Below are 18,868 nucleotides of genomic sequence, written 5' to 3' on the forward strand. Positions count from 1 at the left end.
TGCCTGCACAACACCCTGTGCATTGTCCGCGCAAGACGTGCCGCCATTCTTTATCGAGGTGTACCGATGAGTCACGATTTCGCCCAGAACTTTTCCCTCGCCGACCGGACCGTGCTGATCACCGGCGCGTCGAGCGGCATCGGTGCGCACCTGGCGCGGATTGCCGCTCGCGCCGGTGCCCGCGTGGTACTGGCGGCGCGGCGCCTCGATCGACTCGAGCAAGTGGCCAGGGATGTCGAGTGGGAGTGCGCCCAGGTGCTGTCGGTCGCTCTCGACGTCACCGATCGGGCCAGCGTCGAGGCGGCTTTCGACGCTGCCGAGGCGCGTTTCGGAGTGGTTGATGTGGTGCTCAACAACGCCGGCATCGGTAACGGCCAGCGCCCGCTGGAGATCAGCGAAGAGGAGTGGCGCGCCATGCTGGCGACCAACCTGGACGGCGTCTGGCGGGTGGCCCAGGTCGCCGCGCAACGGCTGGCCAAGGCCGGGCGTGGCGGCAGCATCGTCAACATCGCGTCGATACTCGGGCTGCGCGTCGGCACTGGCTACAGCCATTACTGCGCCGCCAAGGCCGGCGTGGTGCAACTGACCAAGTCACTGGCGCTGGAGCTCGCGCGCTACCGGATCCGGGTCAACGCCATTGCCCCGGGCTACTTCAAGACCGAGATGAATGCCGCGTTCTTCGAGAGTGACAAGGCCAAGAGCTACATCCGTGACCTGATTCCCATGCGCCGCCTGGGCCAGCTTCATGAGCTGGAGGGACCGTTCCTGCTGCTCGCCAGCGATGCCGGTGGGTTCATGACCGGGAGCGTACTGGCCGTGGATGGAGGCCATCTGGTCAGCAGCATTTGATAGGCCTGTTGATGTTCGAACAGGACTCAGTGACTGGCCACCAACAGTGCCAGCGCCTTGCAGGCTGTCTCGGTTTCGCTCTCCAAGCGCGCCAGGTCGTCATGGGCGGACCAGGCAATGATCAGGCCATCGACCAGGTGAATGAGCAGGCGGCTTACGGCCTGTAGAAAGGGCTTTTCGAGCTGCGCCCCCATGGCGCGCTCCAGGGCCTGCTCCGTCGCGTCTATGGCAACCGAGTAGATCTTGTTCGCCAGCTCGGGATTGTTGCGCATGGCCCAGAAAAACAGCTCGGTTTGCGCCCTGGCCACGTCGGGGTGGCTGGTAAGCCAGGCAATCAATTGGCGAAGCACCTCGGCAGCCTTTTCCGCGGCCGTGGTACCCGTGGGTACGTGTTCCAGGGCTTGATGGGGCAGATCGAAAAGCGACTCATAGACCGCATAGAAGAGGTCGTCCTTGGTGTGGAACACGTAGTGCAGCGACGCCAGCGGGCAGCCGGCGGCAGCGGCGATGCGCCGCGTGGTTGCATTGGCGACCCCGTGTTCGGCAATGACCTTGACCGTCGCCTCGACGAAATCCTGCCTGCGTAATTCAGCACCCATTCTGGCCATGGATCAGCAATCTCCCCTAGTGCGCTCGCGCCGTACCTGCGGCTTTGGCGGTGTCAGTGCTGGCGGATGCTACAGCAAGCGCTCCGAGCGCGTCAGGGCCTGCGGAGCATCACAGTGATGTGTATGCCTGTTTGAACCAATTTAGGTAACAAGTGTTTCGTGAATTCCCATTCTGGTGCGATCCGACGAAACAAACCGCGGCAGGGCAGGATAGCATTTCGTCCGCCGAATCCATTGCCCGAACTTAAACACTTGATACAAAAAGAGAAATCCAAAGCCATGGAATCTTGGCATCAGGTTTGCCTCTTGATCAATGGACTTGGTCATTTGATCAAGTCAGTTGACTAGATTAGCCCAGGCAACGTGTTGCGGCTTTCCCGGAGCGCACGCTGCCGCTCGAGGCCCATGAGGATCTTCCAATGAAAGACGTGATTGAGTACCCGGGCGCCGGGATTTCCATCGGTGGTGGAACCAGACAACTGATCCTGGCATTGGCCGTATCGGCTGTCATGTGCAGCGCTCAGGCAGCGGACAAGGATCCGGCGTCACTGGGCAGCAAGCTGACGCCCTTGGGTGGGGAGGTCGCGGCCAGCGCCGATGGGGTGATTCCGGCCTGGACGGCGCCGGGCCCGCAGGCGGTTGGCTGGAGCCATGGCCAGCCGCGGGGCCAACACTGGAAGTTCAAGGGCGACAAGCCACTCTTCAGCATCGATTCGAGCAATGTCGCGAAATACGCGAGCAAGCTCTCTCCTGGCCAGGTGGAACTGTTCAAGAAGATCCCGGGTTATCGCATGGACGTGTACCCGACCCGTCGCAGCTGCGGCGTACCGGATTTCGTCGCGGACAACACCAAGAAGAATGTCGGCTTCGCCAAGCTGGACGCCGATGGCCTGGCACTGCAGGAAGCCTACGTACCCGGCATTCCGTTCCCGTTCCCGAGCAACGGCGCCGAGGTGATGTGGAACATGAAGATGCGTTACCGGGGCGTTGGCTTTGAAATGTCCAAGACCGTTTCCGGCATCTCGCCGCGCAAAGGCAGTGAGGACTGGCTGCGTACCTCGACCGACTGGTTCATGTATACGCCGTGGGGAGAAAAGGGCAGCGCGTTGTTCTCTTCGGTCGATCGCCTGGAAGTCGCCACCTACTTCTCCTACTACGATCCCGCCGCCCTTGCCGGGCAGGCCGGCGTGGTGACGACCAAGGCCGGCGAGCAGGCCAGCACCTTCTATTACTTCCCCGGTCAGCGCCGTGTGCGTCGCATGCCGGCCTATTCCTATGACGCGCCGCAAATCGGCCTGGACAACCAGTACACCATCGATGAGTCGAACGTGTTCTTCGGGCCGATGGATCGCTTCGACTGGAAGCTGGTCGGCAAGCAGGAGTTGCTGGTGCCTTACAACGCCTTCGGCCCCTACGACAACTTGGCGAAAATCGAGGATGTGGCCAAGCGTGATTACATCGCCCCCGAATCCCGCCGCTATGAATTGCATCGCGTCTGGGTGGTCGAGGCCACCGTGCGTCCGGGCATGCGCCACCAGGCACCGAAGCGCCTGTTCTATATCGATGAGGACAGCTGGAACGCCCTGATGGCAGTCGATTACGACAAGCAGGGGCAAATCTGGAAAGTCCGTGAAGGCTACACCATTCCTGTCTACGAGACCGGTACCTGCGACATGGAAGCCCAGGCGCAATACAACCTGGTCGACGGTCGCTACCTGTACGACATGACCTCCATAGGCGTGGGCAAGAACGACCACCGCTGGCTCACCGAAAGTACCGGCAACCCGCGACTCAAGCGTGACTTCTATACCTCCGACAATCTGCGCGCCACCAGCGAACGCTAACCGCGGCCTATCGAGAACTGACATGAAAAGAATAATTACCAAAGCCTCAGGTCTTGTCATTGCGTGTGCAACCCCTCTGGCGATGGGGTTCACGTTTGAAACCGAAAACATCCGGGGCTCGTTCGACTCCACCATCGCCATGGGCATGGGCCTGCGTACCGAGTCCCCAGGCTGCAACCTGATCACCAGTGGCGCCAGCGGACACCATCCGCCCAGCGGTTGCCTGTCGCCCAGCGCGGGCATCGGCGACCAGGGCAACATGAACTACGACAAGGGCGACCTGTTCACCAACTACCTCAAGGGCACCCATGAGCTGCTGCTGAAGTTCCCCGAGGACTACACCTTCATGGCGCGCGGCAGCTGGATCCGTGACTTCGCCGCGACCGACACCAGCGGTGCGTTGTCGGCCACCAGCCCGGAGAGCGTGGGCAGCGACGGCCTCACCAGCAGCGCCCGCGACGATCTCAGGTTCAAGGCCCGCCTGCTGGACCTGTGGGTGAGCAAGAGTTTCGATGTCGGCGAGCAGCACGTCCGGGCCAGGCTCGGCAACCAGGTGATCAACTGGGGCGAGAGCCTGTTTGCCGCCGGCGGCATCAACAACACCAACTCCTACGATGTCATGGCCCTGTCGCGGCCGGGCACCCAGCTCAAGGAAGCCTTGTTGCCAGCGCCGATGCTGAGCCTCGCTTCGGGTCTGGGGGCTGGCGTCAACATCGAGGCTTACTGGCAGTTCGGCTGGAACAAGAGCGAGATGCCGCCCGTGGGCAGCTACTGGTCCACCACCCATGCGCTGGGCGAGGGCAGGGGGGCTTATGGGTACGAGGAAAAGGACGCCCGCGACAGCGGCCAGTGGGGTATCTCGCTGCGCTGGCAGCCCCAGGACAGCGACCTGAACCTCGGCCTCTATGTGATGCGTTATCACGACAAGCTGCCGTCCCTGACCATGCAGGTGCTGGACCCGGACACCTTCGCCCTGGCGCAGAAGTGGGAGTACCCGGAAGACCGCATGCTCTATGGCATCAGCGCCAACATGCCGATCGGCGACTGGGCCGTGGGCACCGAGCTGTCGTACCGCCCCAAGGATGCGGTACCGCTCAACCCGGTGATTGATGCCTGCACCAGCAACGGTGGCAAATGCTGGAAGGATGAGAAGAAGTTCCAGTGGCACCTGACCGGCATCTACAGCCTGACCCCGTCCAACTCGCCGAGACTGCTCGACTTCACCGGAGCCAGCACCGGCACGCTGCTGACCGAACTGGTCGTCGTCAAATACCCGGGCTTGCATGACAACTACAACGGCGAACCGATCTCCGCCGGCTTGAACACCTGGCAGCTGGATCCGGCCACGGCGCCGACGGCCAAGGGCAACAAGACCTCTTCGGGGATAAGCCTCGACTTCAGCCTGACCTACGACAACACGCTGATCCCGGGCTGGCAGGTCACGCCGGGGGTGTTCTATTCGCAGTCGCTCAAGGGCCGCACGCCCAACCTGTCGGCGACCTTCACCGAGGATGCCAGCAGCATGAACCTGTACCTCAACTTCGTGCGCAACCCGGCGAGTTGGCAGGTTTCCTTCAACTACGCGAAGTTCTCGGGGGGCAAGACTCCCTACGACCAACTGTTGCGTGACCGCGACTACGTCGGTCTTGTGGTTTCCCGAACCCTGTGAGGCGTGCAGTGAACAGTTCCGTAAAGATGTCGGAGAAAAAGGTGCGTGGCGTGCTGCCACGCATCGAGCAGTGGTTGTTTACCCATCGTCTGCTGACGCTGGTGAGCCTGGGTGTCTTCACCCTGGCCATGGCCTGGTTCGCCGTGCAGTTGCGCATGGAGGCCGGCTTCGAAAAACAGCTGCCGATCGGTCACGAATACATCGAAACCTTCGAGGCCTATCGCAACGACCTGCTGGGGGCCAACCGCCTGACGGTGGTGGTCAAGGCACGCCAGGGCACGATCTGGAGCAAGGAGGGACTCAAGCGCCTGTACGACGTCACCCAGGCGCTGATCTTCCTGCCCAATGTCTCGCGCAGCAGCGTGCGCTCGTTGTGGACACCCAATGCCTTCGTCAACGAGATCACCGAAGAAGGTTTCCGTGCCGATCCGCTGGTGCCGGGCACGGTTACCCCGGAAAACCTCGATGAGGTGAGCATTGCGATGATCGCCGACTCAGCGGCCCAGGGCGGCTTCATCGGTACCCTGGTCGCCCGTGACCAGAGCAGCGCGATGATCACCGTCGACCTCAATGAGTTCGATGCCAACGGCGAGCATCTTGACTATGTGGCCTACAACCGGGTGCTGGAGCAGCAGATCCGCGAGAAATTCGAGGACGGCGACTTCGACATCCAGATCATCGGCTTCGCCAAGCAAATCGGCGATATCGCCGACGGGGCTTCGGCGGTACTGGAGTTCTGTCTGCTGGCTCTGCTGCTGACGGCGCTCGCGGTCTACTGGTACTGCCACTCGCTGCGCTTCACCCTGTTGGCCCTGGGCTGTTCGCTGGTGTCGCTGGTCTGGCAATTCGGCAGCCTGCGCCTGCTCGGTTACGGTCTTGACCCGCTGGCGGTGCTGGTGCCGTTCCTGGTATTCGCCATCGGCGTGTCCCATGGCGTGCAGCAGATCAACTTCATCGTCCGCGAAATCGCCTGCGGCAAGTCCATCGAGAGCGCGGCGCGTGCCAGCTTCCGCGGTTTGCTGATCCCTGGCACGCTGGCCCTGGTGACGGCGTTCGTGTCCTTCGTGACCCTGCTGCTCATCCCGATCCCGATGGTCCGCGAGCTGGCGATCACTGCGTCGCTTGGGGTGGCCTACAAGATCATCACCAACCTGGTGATGCTGCCGGTGGTGGCCTCGATGTTGCGGGTCGACGGCGGTTATGCCGCCGCCGAGGAGCTTTCCCGCCAGCGCCGGGCCCGCTGGTTGCGAGGCTTTGCCCGACTGGCCGAATGGCACAACGTGCGCTGGGTGTTGGGCATGGCCTTGCTGATCTTTCTCACGGCGGCCTGGCAGAGCCATGACCGGGTCGTCGGCTCCCTGCAGGCCGGGGCCCCGGAGTTACGCGAGGAAGCCCGCTTCAATCGCGACGCGGTGGCCATCGCCAGCAACTACGACATCGGCCTGGACTGGCTCAGCGTGGTCTTCGAGGTCGTTCCCGACACGTCCGGCGCAAGCCCGGCGGACGCCTGCGAAGACGTTGCCCTGGGCCAATATCAGGATCGTTTTGTCTGGGCCATGCAGGGCGTGCCCGGGGTGCTGTCAGTGACCTCGTTCTCCAACAGCATGCGCCAGTTCAACGAGGGCTATAACGAGGGCAATCCGAAAATGAACGCGGTGCCCATCGACCCGGCGAACTACTCATCGATGGCGGCCGAGGTGGCCCGTGTCCCCGGGATGATGCGCCCCGATTGCAGCATGACCGCCGTGCACCTGTTCCTGGCGGACCACAAGGCCACGACCATCCACCGGGTGATCGCCGCCGCCAAAGCGTTCCGTGCCGAGTTCAAGCAGCCTGGCGTGAGCGTGCGCCTGGCGTCCGGCAACGCCGGGGTGATTGCCGCGATCAACGAGGAAGTGGAGCGCAGCGAGCTGCCGATGATGCTGTACGTCTATGGCGCCATCGCTCTGCTGGTGTTTGTCGTCTACCGCGACTGGCGTGCGGTCCTGGTGTGCTGCCTGCCCCTGACCCTGGGCACCTTCATCGGCTACTGGTTCATGAAGGAGCTGCAGATCGGCCTGACCATCGCGACCTTGCCGGTGATGGTATTGGCCGTCGGCATCGGCGTGGATTACGCCTTCTACATCTACAACCGCCTGCAACTGCACCAGGCCCTCGGCCAGCCGATCACCAAGGCGGTCGAGCATGCGTTGCTGGAGGTCGGGGTAGCGACCATCTTCACTGCGATCACCCTGGCAGTGGGGGTGGCGACCTGGGCGTTTTCCGACCTCAAGTTCCAGGCCGACATGGGCAAGCTGCTGGCCTTCATGTTCCTGGTCAACATGGTCATGGCCATGACCGTGCTGCCAGCGTTCGCCGTCTGGCTCGAGCGGGTATTTCCGCGCCGGCGCCCCGTGCGCATGATCGGCGCCCTGGCGCACTGAGGAGAGCACTATGCGAAACCTGATTTGCCTCATGGCGACCCTGTTCGCCAGCGCGCTACCGCTGGCCACAGTGCAAGCCGCACCGGTACAGCCAGTACCGGCGACCCGGACAGCCAACGCCACGGCGGCCACCATGCTGGGTGCCAGCTGGGCCCAGGAACGCCTGGTCGCCGTTGGCGACCATGGCACGGTGTTGCTGTCCGACGACAAGGGCCACAGCTTTCATCAGGCGGCGGCCGTGCCGCTGTCCACGCCCCTGACCGGTGTCTCGTTCATCGACGCCAGGCAGGGATGGGCGGTCGGCCACTGGGGCGCGATCCTCGCCAGCACCGACGGCGGTGACAGCTGGCAGCTGCAGCGGCTGTCCAGCGCCGAGGATCGGCCGTTGTTTGCCGTGCATTTCTTCAATCCCAGGCAGGGCGTCGCCGTGGGCCTGTGGTCGCAGGTGCTGACCACCGACGACGGCGGCCTCAACTGGAGTGAGCAGAAGCTGCAGGCACCGCCTGGAGCGAGTCGCGCCGATCTGAACCTGATGGGGCTTTTCGCCGACCACCAGGGGCGCCTGTACGCCACCGCCGAGCGCGGCCAGGTGCTGCGCTCCGATGACCAGGGCAAGCACTGGCGCTACCTGGATAGCGGTTATGCCGGCACCCTCTGGACGGGAGCGGTGCTGGCCGATGGGTCGCTGCTGGTCGGCGGCCAGCGGGGCACGCTGCTGCAGGGCTCCGCGGACGGACTGAGCTGGAAACGCGTACCCCTGAAGAGCAAGAGCTCGGTAACCGGCATCGCGGTAGCGGGGCAGCAGGTCGTCGTGGTCGGCCTTGATGGGCTGATGGTGAGCAGCAGCGACGGCGGGCTGAACTTCCAGGAACAGCAGAGTGCCGAGGGTGTTTCGCTGACGGCTGCGCTGTTGAACGGCAACGGCTCGCCCATCCTGTTTTCGCGACGGGGTGTGGTGTCCATGCAAGGCCAGGAGGAGGGGACGATACACCCGAGTGAGTGAGTCCGCGGTACCTGTTCCAAGTGGACCGGCGCGGCGCTTCAGGCGTCGAGCCAGGTCCTGATCTTCGTCCTTTAAGGGGCCCGTGCAGTACTCCACTCCAGGCGTGGCCCCTTCTTTTTAAGCCTTGCCAGGTAGGGCTTTTCTGCCTGTGTCGACGAGGGCCCAGGCTCTTTTTCCGGTCTGCTTTCGCGGACATTTCGCGCTTGTAGATTGCCCGTTCATGCACCCGCGATTAATTTACGTAACACATGTTGCGTTAAATAAATCACCTTGTTAGAGTCGATCTCAAATAACAAGACGCAGGAGGTTGCACATGAAAGCTCGCATCACTGGATCGCGCTCGGGAGCACTTCCCGGCGGATCGCTCGGCTTCGATCGTCCCGGCGCGCGTCGCGCGGCGGCTCGCAACACGTTCTCGCTGGAGGTGCTCTGATGATCTCGCTCAAGCCCACCCTGACCTTGCCCGCTGCCGGGCTGTCCGGTTTCGAAACCCCGCTGAGCGAGGAAGAAGCTGCGATCCAGGCTTCCGTGCATCGTTTTGCCAAGGACGTCTTGCGGCCGCTGGGTCGCGAGCTCGATCGCATGAGTTCCGAGGAAGTCGTCGCCCCAGGCTCGCCTTACTATTCGTTGTTCGGCGAGTTCGCCAAGCTGGGACTCGACCCGGCACTGCTGGCGGAGCTGCCGCCGGAGATGGCGGTGCGGATCGAGTCGCTGATCGGCGAAGAACTCGGCTGGGGCGATGCCGGCCTGGCGGTTTCTCTCGGCTGCGCCGGCTTTCCGCTGCAGATGGCCGTCGCCGCCGGTAATACCGAACTGATAGAGCTTTGCCAGGGGCGGATCGGCTGCTGGATGGCCACCCAGCCCGATCGCGGCAGTGACAACCAACTCTTCGATATAGCGCGCGACTGGCCCGCGGGGCAGCAGGCCAATATCGGCAACCTGACCGCCAAGGTGGTCGGCGACGAGATCATCATCAACGGCCAGAGTTCGGCCTGGGTCTCCAACGGTGCGGTGGCGCAGGTGGCTTTCGGCTTGATGTGCGCCGATTACGGGGATGGTTTCTACGACCGTGACGGCTTGCCCCATGGCATTGCCGTCATCATCCCGCTGGATCTCAAAGGCGTGTCCAAGGGTAAGCCGTTGGACAAGATCGGTCAGCGCTCTCTGCCCCAGGGCGAGATCTATTTCGACAGCGTACGGGTGCCCCGGCGCTACGCCATCGCCGAGCGCGATGCTTATTACGGTGCCGTCAGCTCCTCCTGGTCCTATGCCGGTACGCACATGAGCCAGGTGTTCACCGGCGTCGCCCGGGCGGCCTTCGAATATGCGCTGCAGTACTGCCACGAGCGCCGGCAGGGCGGGCGGATGTTGATCGACCACCAGATGACCCGCCTGCGCCTCGGCGAAATGCTGCGCCGGGTCGAAATCGCCCGCGCAGTCGCCCGGCGTTCGCTGAGCTTCGCGCGCCTGTCACCGCAGACCCATCCTTACGCCACTGCCTCCGCCAAAGTCACGGTGACCGAAGAAGCGATGGCCGTGGTCGAGGAAGCCTTCCGCCTGTTCGGCGGTAACGGCACCACCCGTGAATACCCGATCGAGAAATTGTTGCGCGATACACAGTCCGCGCTGATCGAGGACGGCGAGAACCGTGTCCTGACCATGCGCCTGGGGCTGCTGGCCCAACAGCTCTACGCCGAAGGCTGGGCGAACAACTGATCCTGAAGGATCCCCCGGCAACACTCATCCAATAACAACAATGAGGAACACTCCAATGGCTAAATATCCTGTCGTTGTCTATGGCGCCAGTGGTTACACCGGCATGTTGATGATGGACTGGTTGATCGACCAGAACATTCCGTTTACCGCGGTCGCACGTAACGCCAGCCGTGCCCAGGAAATGATGGCGCAACGTGTCGTCGGACTGGAGTCGGCCACTTACGAAATCCTCGAGTGCCCGCACGAAGTCCAGGCTCTGAGCGCCGTGTTCAAGGGCGCGCGCGTGGTCTGCAACACGGTCGGTCCATTCGTCAATTTTGGGTTGACGGCCGTCGAGGCGGCGTTGAATGCCGGCTGCCACTACCTGGATCCGGCCGGCGAGCAGCAGCATATCCTTGCCCTGCGCGATCAGTTCGGCGAAAAATTCCGTCAGGCCGGGCTGCTGCTTTCTCCCTCTCTTGCCTATATGTACACCTTCGCTGAAATTGCCGCCGAACTGGCGCTGGAAACCCCGGGGGTCGACTCCCTGGAAACCGCGACCCTGACCCGCGGGCCTCGTGGCCGTGGCGCTGGTGTCACCGTGGGATCGACCGCCACGATTTTCGAGGGCTGCCGCCATGACTCCTTTTACCTGTGGGAGAAAGAGCTGGTCATGTACGCCCCCAATGCCAGCTTCAATGTCGTTTCGCCCGACCTCATGGAGTCGGTGTTCTGCCTGCCCTGGGGCGGCACTTCGCTGCCCGTGTACTTCGAGCGCGACGCACGCGTTCGCAGCTGCATGTCCTGTGTCGGTTTCTACGACAACCCGGTGATGAAAGTCGTCCATGGACTGAACGAGAAGTGGGACGCTGAATACAAACACTTGCCCAAGGAACAACAGGACGCCGTCATCCAGAGCCTGGTGAGTTCGACAACGCCGAGCATGCCCCCTCGTGAACGCGGCACCTTGCAGCGCACCGTGGACTTCGCCATCGGCCGCGGTCAGTTGACGGCGGTGCGTGCCACCGTGCACGGCATCACCCCCTACATCGCCACCGGCGCCCTGCATGCCGCGGCAGTGACCAAGCTGCTGGACAACGACACCGCCAAGGTCGGTTTTGCCTCGGCCTCGAAGGCTTTCGGCCATCGCTACCTGCTGGGTTTCCTCGAGCAGCGTGGCCTGGCCCGCGCAACCATCACCCAACTCTGAAGTGACAGACATGGCGATTATTGATTTCTTCGACCGTGGCTGGCGGATCAATCCGCAGGGCGCGGCTTATATCCAGGACGATCGGGTGTTTACGTTCACCGAAGTCCGCGATCGGTCATGCCGTATCGCCAACGCCCTGTTGGCCGAGGGTTTGCCCAAGGGCACCAAGGGGGCGATCTGGTCAACCAACGATGTGGTGGGCTGGACCTGCACGCTGGGACTCTGGCGCGCCAACCTGTGCTGGATTCCCGTCGGCGCGCGCAACAGCGCCGAAGAGAACCGCTACGTGCTCGATGCGTTCGACTGTGAGGTGTTGTTCTTCCAGAAGGAGTTTGCCGCGGTCATCGACTCGCTGCGCGCGAGCCTGCCGAAGATCAGGTTGTGGATCTGCCTCGACGGCGACCTGCCTGGCGCGACTTCTCTTTCGGCCTGGAGCGATGCCCAGCCGAGCAGCGTGCCCCAGGTCGACTATGACATGGACGACGTGGTGGCGATCTCGCCCACGGGGGGAACCACGGGGATGCCGAAGGGGGTGATGAACACCCATCGGAGCGTGCAGACGTTCTGTGCCCACTTCATGATCAACTTCCCTTATGAAGACGAGCATCGTCCCGTCAACCTGGCGGCGGCGCCGATGACCCATACCGCCGGCACGCTGTCCCTGCCGTGTTCCGCGCGGGGCGGCACCGTGGTGGTGATCACCAAGCCGGATCCGGCGCTGATGCTGGCGATGATTCCCAAGTACAAGGTCACCGAGACCTTCCTGCCGCCCACGGTCATCTATCGCCTGCTGGATGTGCCCGATCTGGCGCAGAAGGTCGATTTCAGCTCGCTGAAATACTTCCTCTACGGCGCGGCGCCGATGTCGGTGGAGAAGCTCAAGCAAGCGATCGAGACCTTCGGCCCGGTGATGGCGGGTGGCTACGGCCAGACCGAAGCGCCGGCATCGATTTCCAACCTGCCGCCGAGCGAGCACCTGCATGGCGGCCAGCTGGCGTCGGACGAGCGGCTGTCTTCGGTGGGGCGTCCCAATCCGCTGATCCGGGTCGAGATCATCGACGACGCGGGCAATATCCTGGCCCAGGGCGAAACCGGCGAGATCTGCGTGCGCGGCGACCTGGTGATGAAGGGGTACTACAAGGCCCCGGAAAAGACCGCCGAAACCATCATCGATGGCTGGCTGCACACCGGCGATATCGGCCACCTCGACGCCAATGGCTACCTGCACATCACCGATCGCAAGAAGGACATGATCATCTCGGGTGGCTTCAACGTCTATCCGAGCGAGGTCGAGCAGGTGCTCTGGGCCCACCCGGCGGTGCAGGACTGCGCGGTGATCGGCGTGCCGGACGCAACCTGGGGCGAGAGCGTCAAGGCGGTGGTCGAGTTGAGTTCCGGCCAAAGCGTCAGCGCCGAAGAACTGATCAGCCTGTGCAAGGCCAGGCTTGGTTCGGTCAAGGCTCCCAAGAGCGTGGATTTCATCGATGCGCTGCCACGGAGTCCGGTCGGCAAGGTATTGAAGAAGGATCTGCGTGCCCATTACTGGCAAAGCGTCGATCGTCAGATCTGAAGTCGAGGAGTTATCTGATGGAACCCATTTATATTGCCGGCATCGCCATGACCCAGTTCGGGCGGCATCCGGAACGCAGCCTGCAGAACCTGGCCCTGGAAGCTCTGCAGGGCGCGCTGGCGGATGCCAACGCACAGCGTTCGGACATCGGCGCCGTTTTCTACGCCGGCATCACCAACGGCCCGTTGCAAGGCCAGTTTTCCATCCCGGGGCAGGTGGTATGCAGCAAGATCGGCATCGAAGGGGTGCCGGTCTATAACGTCGAGAACGCCTGCGCTTCTGGCAGTACCGCGGTGCACCTGGCGGTGCAGAGCCTGCGCGCCGGCGCCACCGACGTGGCGCTGGCGCTGGGCGTCGAAAAGATGAACGTACCGGACAAGCTCAAGGCCCTGTCACTGTTCGAGACGGGCTGGGACGTTTCCACCGCCGAGGAGAACTACGAGATCCTGGTGAAAATGGGAGAGGGCATCGTCCCCCCGGCCGGGTCGGAGTCCGATCGTCCATACAGCAAGTTCATGGCCATCTATGCGGCCATGTGCCGTTGGCACATGAAGACCTACGGCACCACCCAGCGGCAGATCGCAGCGGTGTGCGCCAAGAACCACCAGCATTCGGTACACAACCCTTATTCCCAGTTCCGCAAGACCTTCAGCATCGAGGAGGTGCTGGCCGCGCCGCCCATCACGTATCCGATCACCTTGCCGATGTGCGCGCCGCTGTCCGACGGCGCGGCGGCCGCCATCCTCTGCACGGAGGCGGGCCTCAAGCGCATCGGTGCCGATCCCAAGCGCTGCGTGCGGATCGCCGCCAGCGTGATCCGCAGCTTCACCCTGCGGGGCCTGAGCGAGCCGGAGAAGCATGTCAGCCTCCTTGCCGCCCGCCAGGCCTATGAGATCGCCGGCCTGGGGCCGCAGGACATGCACGTCGCCGAGGTGCATGACGCCTCGGCGATGGGCGAGATCATCCAGTCGGAAAACCTTGGACTGGCGCCCCTGGGGCAGGGTGGTGTGTGCGCCGAGCGCGGTGACTTCACCGTGGGCGGGCGGATCCCGATCAATCCCTCTGGCGGGCTGGAATCCAAGGGCCACCCACTGGGCGCCACGGGCATCGGCCAGTTGTATGAGCTGACTACCCAGTTGCGGGGCGAGGCGGGTGCGCGTCAGGTCGAGGGCGCGCGTCATGCAATCCAGGAAAACGGTGGCGGGCTTCTGGGTGTCGAGGAAGCTGCCGTCGCCATTCACATCTTGAGTCGATAGGAGAACAGTCCATGTCCACGACCCGTCGGGGCGATGAAATCAAGGCCACCTCTGGCCCGGGGCAGTTTCGCAGTCTCGGCGGGTGGATGGAGCGACCGGACGATCTGCAACCGGAACTGGAGGGTAATGTCAGCGCCGACGTCATCGTGGTCGGCGCCGGCTTCGCCGGCCTGTCCACCGCGCTGGAGCTTACCGCCCTTGGCGCCAGGGTGATCGTTCTCGAGCGAGAGTGCGCCGGTTTTGGCGCCAGTGGCCGTAATGCGGGTTATCTCGCCGGTAGCCTGGGGATCGAATTCGAGATGTTCCTCAAGCGCGTAGGTCATGAGAAGGCGAAGAAAGTCGTCGCCTTCTATGACGAGGGCGTTGCCTACGTGGAAAGAAGGCTGCGCGAACTCGGTATCGACTGCGACTACAACGCCTCCGGGATCATTCGGGCGGCGGTTCATCCCTCACAGGAAAAGAAGTTGCGCGAGAGCATGCAGATCGGTCTCGAGCTGGGCTCGTCCGCGTGCTTCCTCGACCAGGCCGAGATGCGCGCTCGTGGCATACCCCCGGCGTTTCTCTTTGGCTGCCTGCAGCGACACGGCGGTACGCTGGACCCCGGCAAGTACGTGATGGGACTGCGTCGCGCGGCGCTTCAGGCCGGTGTGAAGATTTATGAGAACACTGAGCTGCTGTCCTACAGCGAAGGCCCGATCATCCAGTGCAACACCGCGCGGGGCAGTGCCAGCGCCCCGCATCTGGTGCTCGCCACCAATGCCTATACACCGCAGCTTGGCCTGCTGCGCGACAAGGTGGTGCCGTTGCGGGTGTCGGCGATCGAGACCCAGCCGCTGTCCCCCGCGCAGCTGGCCTCGTTGGGCTGGCCAGGCCGCGAAGGTCTGGTGACGCCTCACTGGACCATGGAAAGTCATCGTCTGACCGCTCGCAATACGCTGGTTGTCACGACCAAGCGACTCAGCTATGTGTATGGATCCCAGACACCGAATGTGCCGGACAATGTTGCTTATCACGAACTGGCAACAGCACTCGAAGACCGCTTCCCGACCTTGCGCGGCCTGGGTATCCAGTCATGCTGGAGTGGCTACATCAGCCTTGCCTACGACGCACTGCCGGTAGTCGGTGAAACGGGAGAGCAGGGCAATATTCTCTACACCGCCGGGTGCTCCGGGCATGGCGTCGCCACCCAATCACTCATGGGCCACCTGCTGGCCGAGCGAATTGGCGGCATCGAGCATCCGTTGCTCGCGGCCCTGCGCCACAAGACCCCCTCGACGCTGCCCGAGCCGTTGCAGTGGTGCGCCGTCAACCTGGCGCTGGGCCTGGTGCACAGGATGGACGAGCACGTCAATCGCAAAGCACGCCGTGTTTCCAATCAGTAACTAACAGACTTGTCGATGTTCAAGATTCGACAGATGGCTGGACATATAACAACAACTTGATGCACTTGGCTGCGCACCCTGGTTTTTAAACTTGATGACTTCGCCCGTTGTGTTCTGGCGAACTGAAAGTTGCTGTCGGGTACAACGCCGCTGTCACTCTTCTATTGCCGAAATGACACTCATCAAAGAGTGATTACTTTAATAAAAAATACGTGAGGCACCCTGTATGAACAAGAAGCCCACCCCTGACACTCCGCTCGATTTAAGACGAAGGCAACTGCTCAAGTTTGCCGGCGCCTCGGCAGCGGTAGGAAGCCTCGGCCTGAAAGCGGGGCTGGCAAATGCCGCTGAAGGGCCAGGAAAAACAGACTCCGCCACTGACAGGGGAGATGTTCTGGACGTCGTCATCATCGGCGCCGGGCTGGCCGGCCTGACCGCCGCCCGCGACCTGCAACAGGCAGGTTGCCGCTCATTCGTGGTCCTCGAGGCCAGGGATCGGGTAGGGGGCCGAACCCTCAATCACGATCTGGGCTCGGGTTATGTGTCCGAAGCCGGCGGCCAGTGGATCGGGCCTGGACAGACCGCCGTGGCGGACCTTGCCCGCGAACTGGAGGTGGGTACCTTCCCCACCTATTACGAGGGCAGCACGGTCATTCTTGGCGGCGACGGGCGGGTCGAGATCGACCTGAAGGGCACCTTCGGCACCGATGAGACGCTCGCGGCGAAGCTCAGCGAACTGTCACGCGACGTGCCTTGCGGCGCGCCCTGGAAGTCTTCGAAGGTGGCCGAGCTGGACAAGCTTTCTGCAGGCGACTGGCTGTCCAGGCAGGCCATCAAGCCCGAGGACCGGGCTGGGTGGAATGCCAGCTTCCTCCTGACCTGCGGCGTGGCGCCGGCGAAGATGGGGTTCCTGCATTTCCTGTCGATGATCAACTCGGCCAACTGTGAGTACATGCAGCTCGACTCGATCAAGGACAGCGCCCAGGGCACCCGGCTTGTCGGTGGTTCGCAGATTCTCTGCATCAAGATGGCGCAGCAACTGGGTGACCGGCTGCGCTTGTCGTGCCCGGTCCGGCAGGTTTCCGACTGGGACCGCGAAGTCGTCCGGTTGCAAACGGACCAGGGGGAGATCCGTGCTCGCCGGGTGATCATGGCCATCCACCCCGCATTGTGCCATCAGCTCCGGTTCGATCCGCCGCTGCCCGAAGGGCGCGCGGCGCTGCAACGTGCCTGGCCCGCCCACTCCCCGGCGCGCAAGACGTCCATGGTCTATTCCCGTCCATTCTGGCGGGAAAAAGGCTTGAACGGGCATGTCATACAGGCGGGCGGCCCCGTCATCTGGGCCTACGACAACTCCCCGCCGGGGGGCGAAATCGGCGTGATCAATGCCTTCGTCACCAACGCTATGGTGTCCTCCGACCTGAAGGAAGCACAGCGCGTGCTGGCCCAGATTTACGCCAGAGCACTGGGCGACGAGGCGTTGAAGCCGGTGTCGTATCGCGAGCATGACTGGGGACAGGCCGACCCCTGGACCCTCACCTGCGTTTCCCCCATTCCGCCTGGTTTCTGGAGTACCCATGGCGAGGCCCTGCGTCCTCCCTGCGGCAATCTCTTCTGGTCGGGTACGGAGACCGCCGATATCTGGGCGGGCTACATGGACGGGGCCGTGCGCTCGGGCCATCAGAGTGCCTTGCAGGTGCTCAATGCCCTGCGTCGGGCGTAGGAGGCGAAGATGAAAAGAAAGATTGTGCTGGGGATTATCGCAGTCGTTGCCGTCCTGCTGGGCCTGTATGGCCGGGATTTGCTCGACCTCTATCGTTTGCAGAACTACATCAGCGCCTCGACCGAGGCCTACGAGGCCGACGGAGGCCCATGGCCGCAACTGACCGACGTCTGTACCGGTTGCCATGGAACCAAAGGCAGCTCGCAACATCAGCGCTACCCCAGCCTCGCGGGGCAGCCGGCCCCATACCTGGCGGCGCAGTTGCACAACTTCGCCAGCGGGCAGCGGATCAACCCGAACATGGCGCCGCTGGCGATGACCCTGAGCCGGGAGGAGATCGACCGACTGGCCAACTACTACGCCAAACAGCCTTTGAGCCGCGACTCGTCCTTTCAGCCCGACCCGGGCCTGCGGGACAAGGGGCAGAAACTGGTCGCCGCAGGCGGCTGCGTGGCCTGCCATGGCGAGCGCCTGATGGGCCGCGAACAGTTCCCGCGTCTTGCCGGGCAAGGGTCCGACTACCTCCGGGTGCAGCTCGATGCCTTCGCCGACGGCCGGCGAAAGGACCTGACCGGGGCAATGGGGGCCATTGCCGCGACCTTGTCAGCAGACGAGCGCAAGGCCATTGCCAGCTATCTCACAAGTTTGTCTGCGCAATAAAACAACGAATCGAACATCAATAAAAACATTGAGAGTATGTGTCATGGAACTCAGGAATATTGTTATATGCGCCGCTTGTTTCATATTGGTTTCGGCGGGACTGGTTTATGGGCTCAAGCTCCTGCGCAAGCGTAACTATCTGCTTGGCCTGGAATGGCTGGTCGTTGCGTTCTCGGCGACCAATGCTTTGCTGTACTTTTCATTGGGATCGGAAACGGCTTATTTGTTTTCGTATTTCTGTGATGCGTTTTCCAGGGGCGTCGGAATTCCAGTCATTACCATCATTGGCTTCATGGCGGTCACCCATGATTACAAACCGTCGGTCTTCAAGGATGTCATGCTGTTCGCGGGCGGTATGCTGGTCACCCTTGCTCTTGTCCTCTCTGCCAATGCCTTGGGCGGGTTCCTGGCGTATTTCTACGTCGTCATGTGGACTGTCTTCTCCCTCTACCTCGTTTACCTGGTCCTGCGTCTGCTGAGTGCCGGGGAACACATCCTGGCGCTGGGCCTGTTCCTCGGCATGCTGGCGGCGCAGACGATTGCCTGCATCTACGATTTCTACAAGATCCCGGGGGACGAGACCAACGTGCTGTTCAACTTCTATGTGCTGGCGTTGCTTAGCTGGGCCTGTCTGTTGGTCCTGATGTACTACGCCTATGGCGCCCTGGAGCGCACCAAGGAATCGATGCCGCTCCTGCAGCCACGCTGACGAGTCGTTTTTTCAAGAACGGGCCTGATTGCGCCCCACGTGCCGCGGTGTGACAGACCCACCGCGGCACGTGGGGCGCGAGCATGTTGGATGTGAAGCTGGTCGCGTCTGTCCGCATGCAGCCACCTGAGCCTGACCTCGGGGCAACGTCGGACGCGGATATCCATGATGTTTTGTGCCCGCAGGAACGTCAGGGCAGGGCGGAGGTCGAGGAGGGAAGGCAGGGAGGAAGGCAAGGAGAGGTAAGCATCCTTGCCCACGCTCACC

The 18,868-nt window shown here is 62.7% G+C and carries 14 protein-coding genes; 13 read left to right on the forward strand and 1 reads right to left on the reverse strand.

Annotated elements, in window-relative coordinates:
• Positions 1-66: 66 nt before the first annotated feature.
• Positions 67-849, forward strand: a complete 783-nt coding sequence (locus tag PVZ80_RS33020; RefSeq protein WP_009049041.1) for an SDR family NAD(P)-dependent oxidoreductase — start codon at positions 67-69, stop codon at positions 847-849.
• Positions 850-875: 26 nt separating this feature from the next.
• On the opposite strand, the gene PVZ80_RS33025 is transcribed toward PVZ80_RS33020, so the two are convergent.
• A complete protein-coding gene (locus PVZ80_RS33025; protein ID WP_009049042.1) occupies positions 876-1,457 on the reverse strand; it encodes a TetR/AcrR family transcriptional regulator in 582 nt (193 codons plus the stop codon).
• Between the two features lie 419 nt (positions 1,458-1,876).
• Between PVZ80_RS33025 and PVZ80_RS33030 the strand changes: the two genes are divergently transcribed.
• The 12 genes from PVZ80_RS33030 (at position 1,877) to PVZ80_RS33085 (ending at position 18,601) form a co-directional block, all read left to right on the forward strand.
• Entirely contained in the window at positions 1,877-3,301 is a 1,425-nt protein-coding gene (locus PVZ80_RS33030; RefSeq protein ID WP_009049043.1) for a DUF1329 domain-containing protein, read from the forward strand.
• A gap of 22 nt (positions 3,302-3,323) precedes the next feature.
• The gene (locus PVZ80_RS33035; RefSeq protein WP_330981753.1) at positions 3,324-4,970 is read left to right on the forward strand and encodes a DUF1302 domain-containing protein; all 1,647 of its coding nucleotides are present in this window, start codon (positions 3,324-3,326) and stop codon (positions 4,968-4,970) included.
• 8 nt (positions 4,971-4,978) lie between these two features.
• Positions 4,979-7,393, forward strand: a complete 2,415-nt coding sequence (locus PVZ80_RS33040) for an efflux RND transporter permease subunit (protein ID WP_009049045.1) — start codon at positions 4,979-4,981, stop codon at positions 7,391-7,393.
• Positions 7,394-7,403: 10 nt separating this feature from the next.
• Positions 7,404-8,396, forward strand: a complete 993-nt coding sequence (locus tag PVZ80_RS33045) for a WD40/YVTN/BNR-like repeat-containing protein (RefSeq protein WP_016703010.1) — start codon at positions 7,404-7,406, stop codon at positions 8,394-8,396.
• Between the two features lie 432 nt (positions 8,397-8,828).
• The gene (locus tag PVZ80_RS33050) at positions 8,829-10,112 is read left to right on the forward strand and encodes an acyl-CoA dehydrogenase family protein (protein WP_009049047.1); all 1,284 of its coding nucleotides are present in this window, start codon (positions 8,829-8,831) and stop codon (positions 10,110-10,112) included.
• A gap of 55 nt (positions 10,113-10,167) precedes the next feature.
• Positions 10,168-11,301: a saccharopine dehydrogenase family protein gene (locus tag PVZ80_RS33055; RefSeq protein WP_009049048.1), complete on the forward strand. Its 1,134-nt coding sequence runs from the start codon at positions 10,168-10,170 to the stop codon at positions 11,299-11,301.
• Positions 11,302-11,311: 10 nt separating this feature from the next.
• Positions 11,312-12,871: an AMP-binding protein gene (locus PVZ80_RS33060; protein WP_038579021.1), complete on the forward strand. Its 1,560-nt coding sequence runs from the start codon at positions 11,312-11,314 to the stop codon at positions 12,869-12,871.
• Between the two features lie 17 nt (positions 12,872-12,888).
• Positions 12,889-14,127, forward strand: coding sequence for a thiolase family protein (locus tag PVZ80_RS33065; protein ID WP_124299470.1), 1,239 nt, complete (start codon positions 12,889-12,891; stop codon positions 14,125-14,127).
• 11 nt (positions 14,128-14,138) lie between these two features.
• Positions 14,139-15,509 (forward strand): NAD(P)/FAD-dependent oxidoreductase, encoded by a 1,371-nt coding sequence (locus PVZ80_RS33070; RefSeq protein ID WP_028683986.1) that lies wholly within the window; start codon positions 14,139-14,141, stop codon positions 15,507-15,509.
• Positions 15,510-15,735: 226 nt separating this feature from the next.
• Positions 15,736-17,232, forward strand: coding sequence for a flavin monoamine oxidase family protein (locus PVZ80_RS33075; RefSeq protein ID WP_101282485.1), 1,497 nt, complete (start codon positions 15,736-15,738; stop codon positions 17,230-17,232).
• A 9-nt stretch (positions 17,233-17,241) separates the two neighbouring features.
• Positions 17,242-17,892: a c-type cytochrome gene (locus tag PVZ80_RS33080; RefSeq protein ID WP_180921310.1), complete on the forward strand. Its 651-nt coding sequence runs from the start codon at positions 17,242-17,244 to the stop codon at positions 17,890-17,892.
• Between the two features lie 43 nt (positions 17,893-17,935).
• Positions 17,936-18,601, forward strand: coding sequence for a hypothetical protein (locus tag PVZ80_RS33085; protein WP_009049054.1), 666 nt, complete (start codon positions 17,936-17,938; stop codon positions 18,599-18,601).
• Positions 18,602-18,868 lie beyond the last annotated feature (267 nt).

Source organism: Pseudomonas sp. B3G-3 (assembly GCF_028640915.1).
In the GTDB taxonomy this organism is placed as follows: domain Bacteria; phylum Pseudomonadota; class Gammaproteobacteria; order Pseudomonadales; family Pseudomonadaceae; genus Aquipseudomonas; species Aquipseudomonas chlororaphis_I.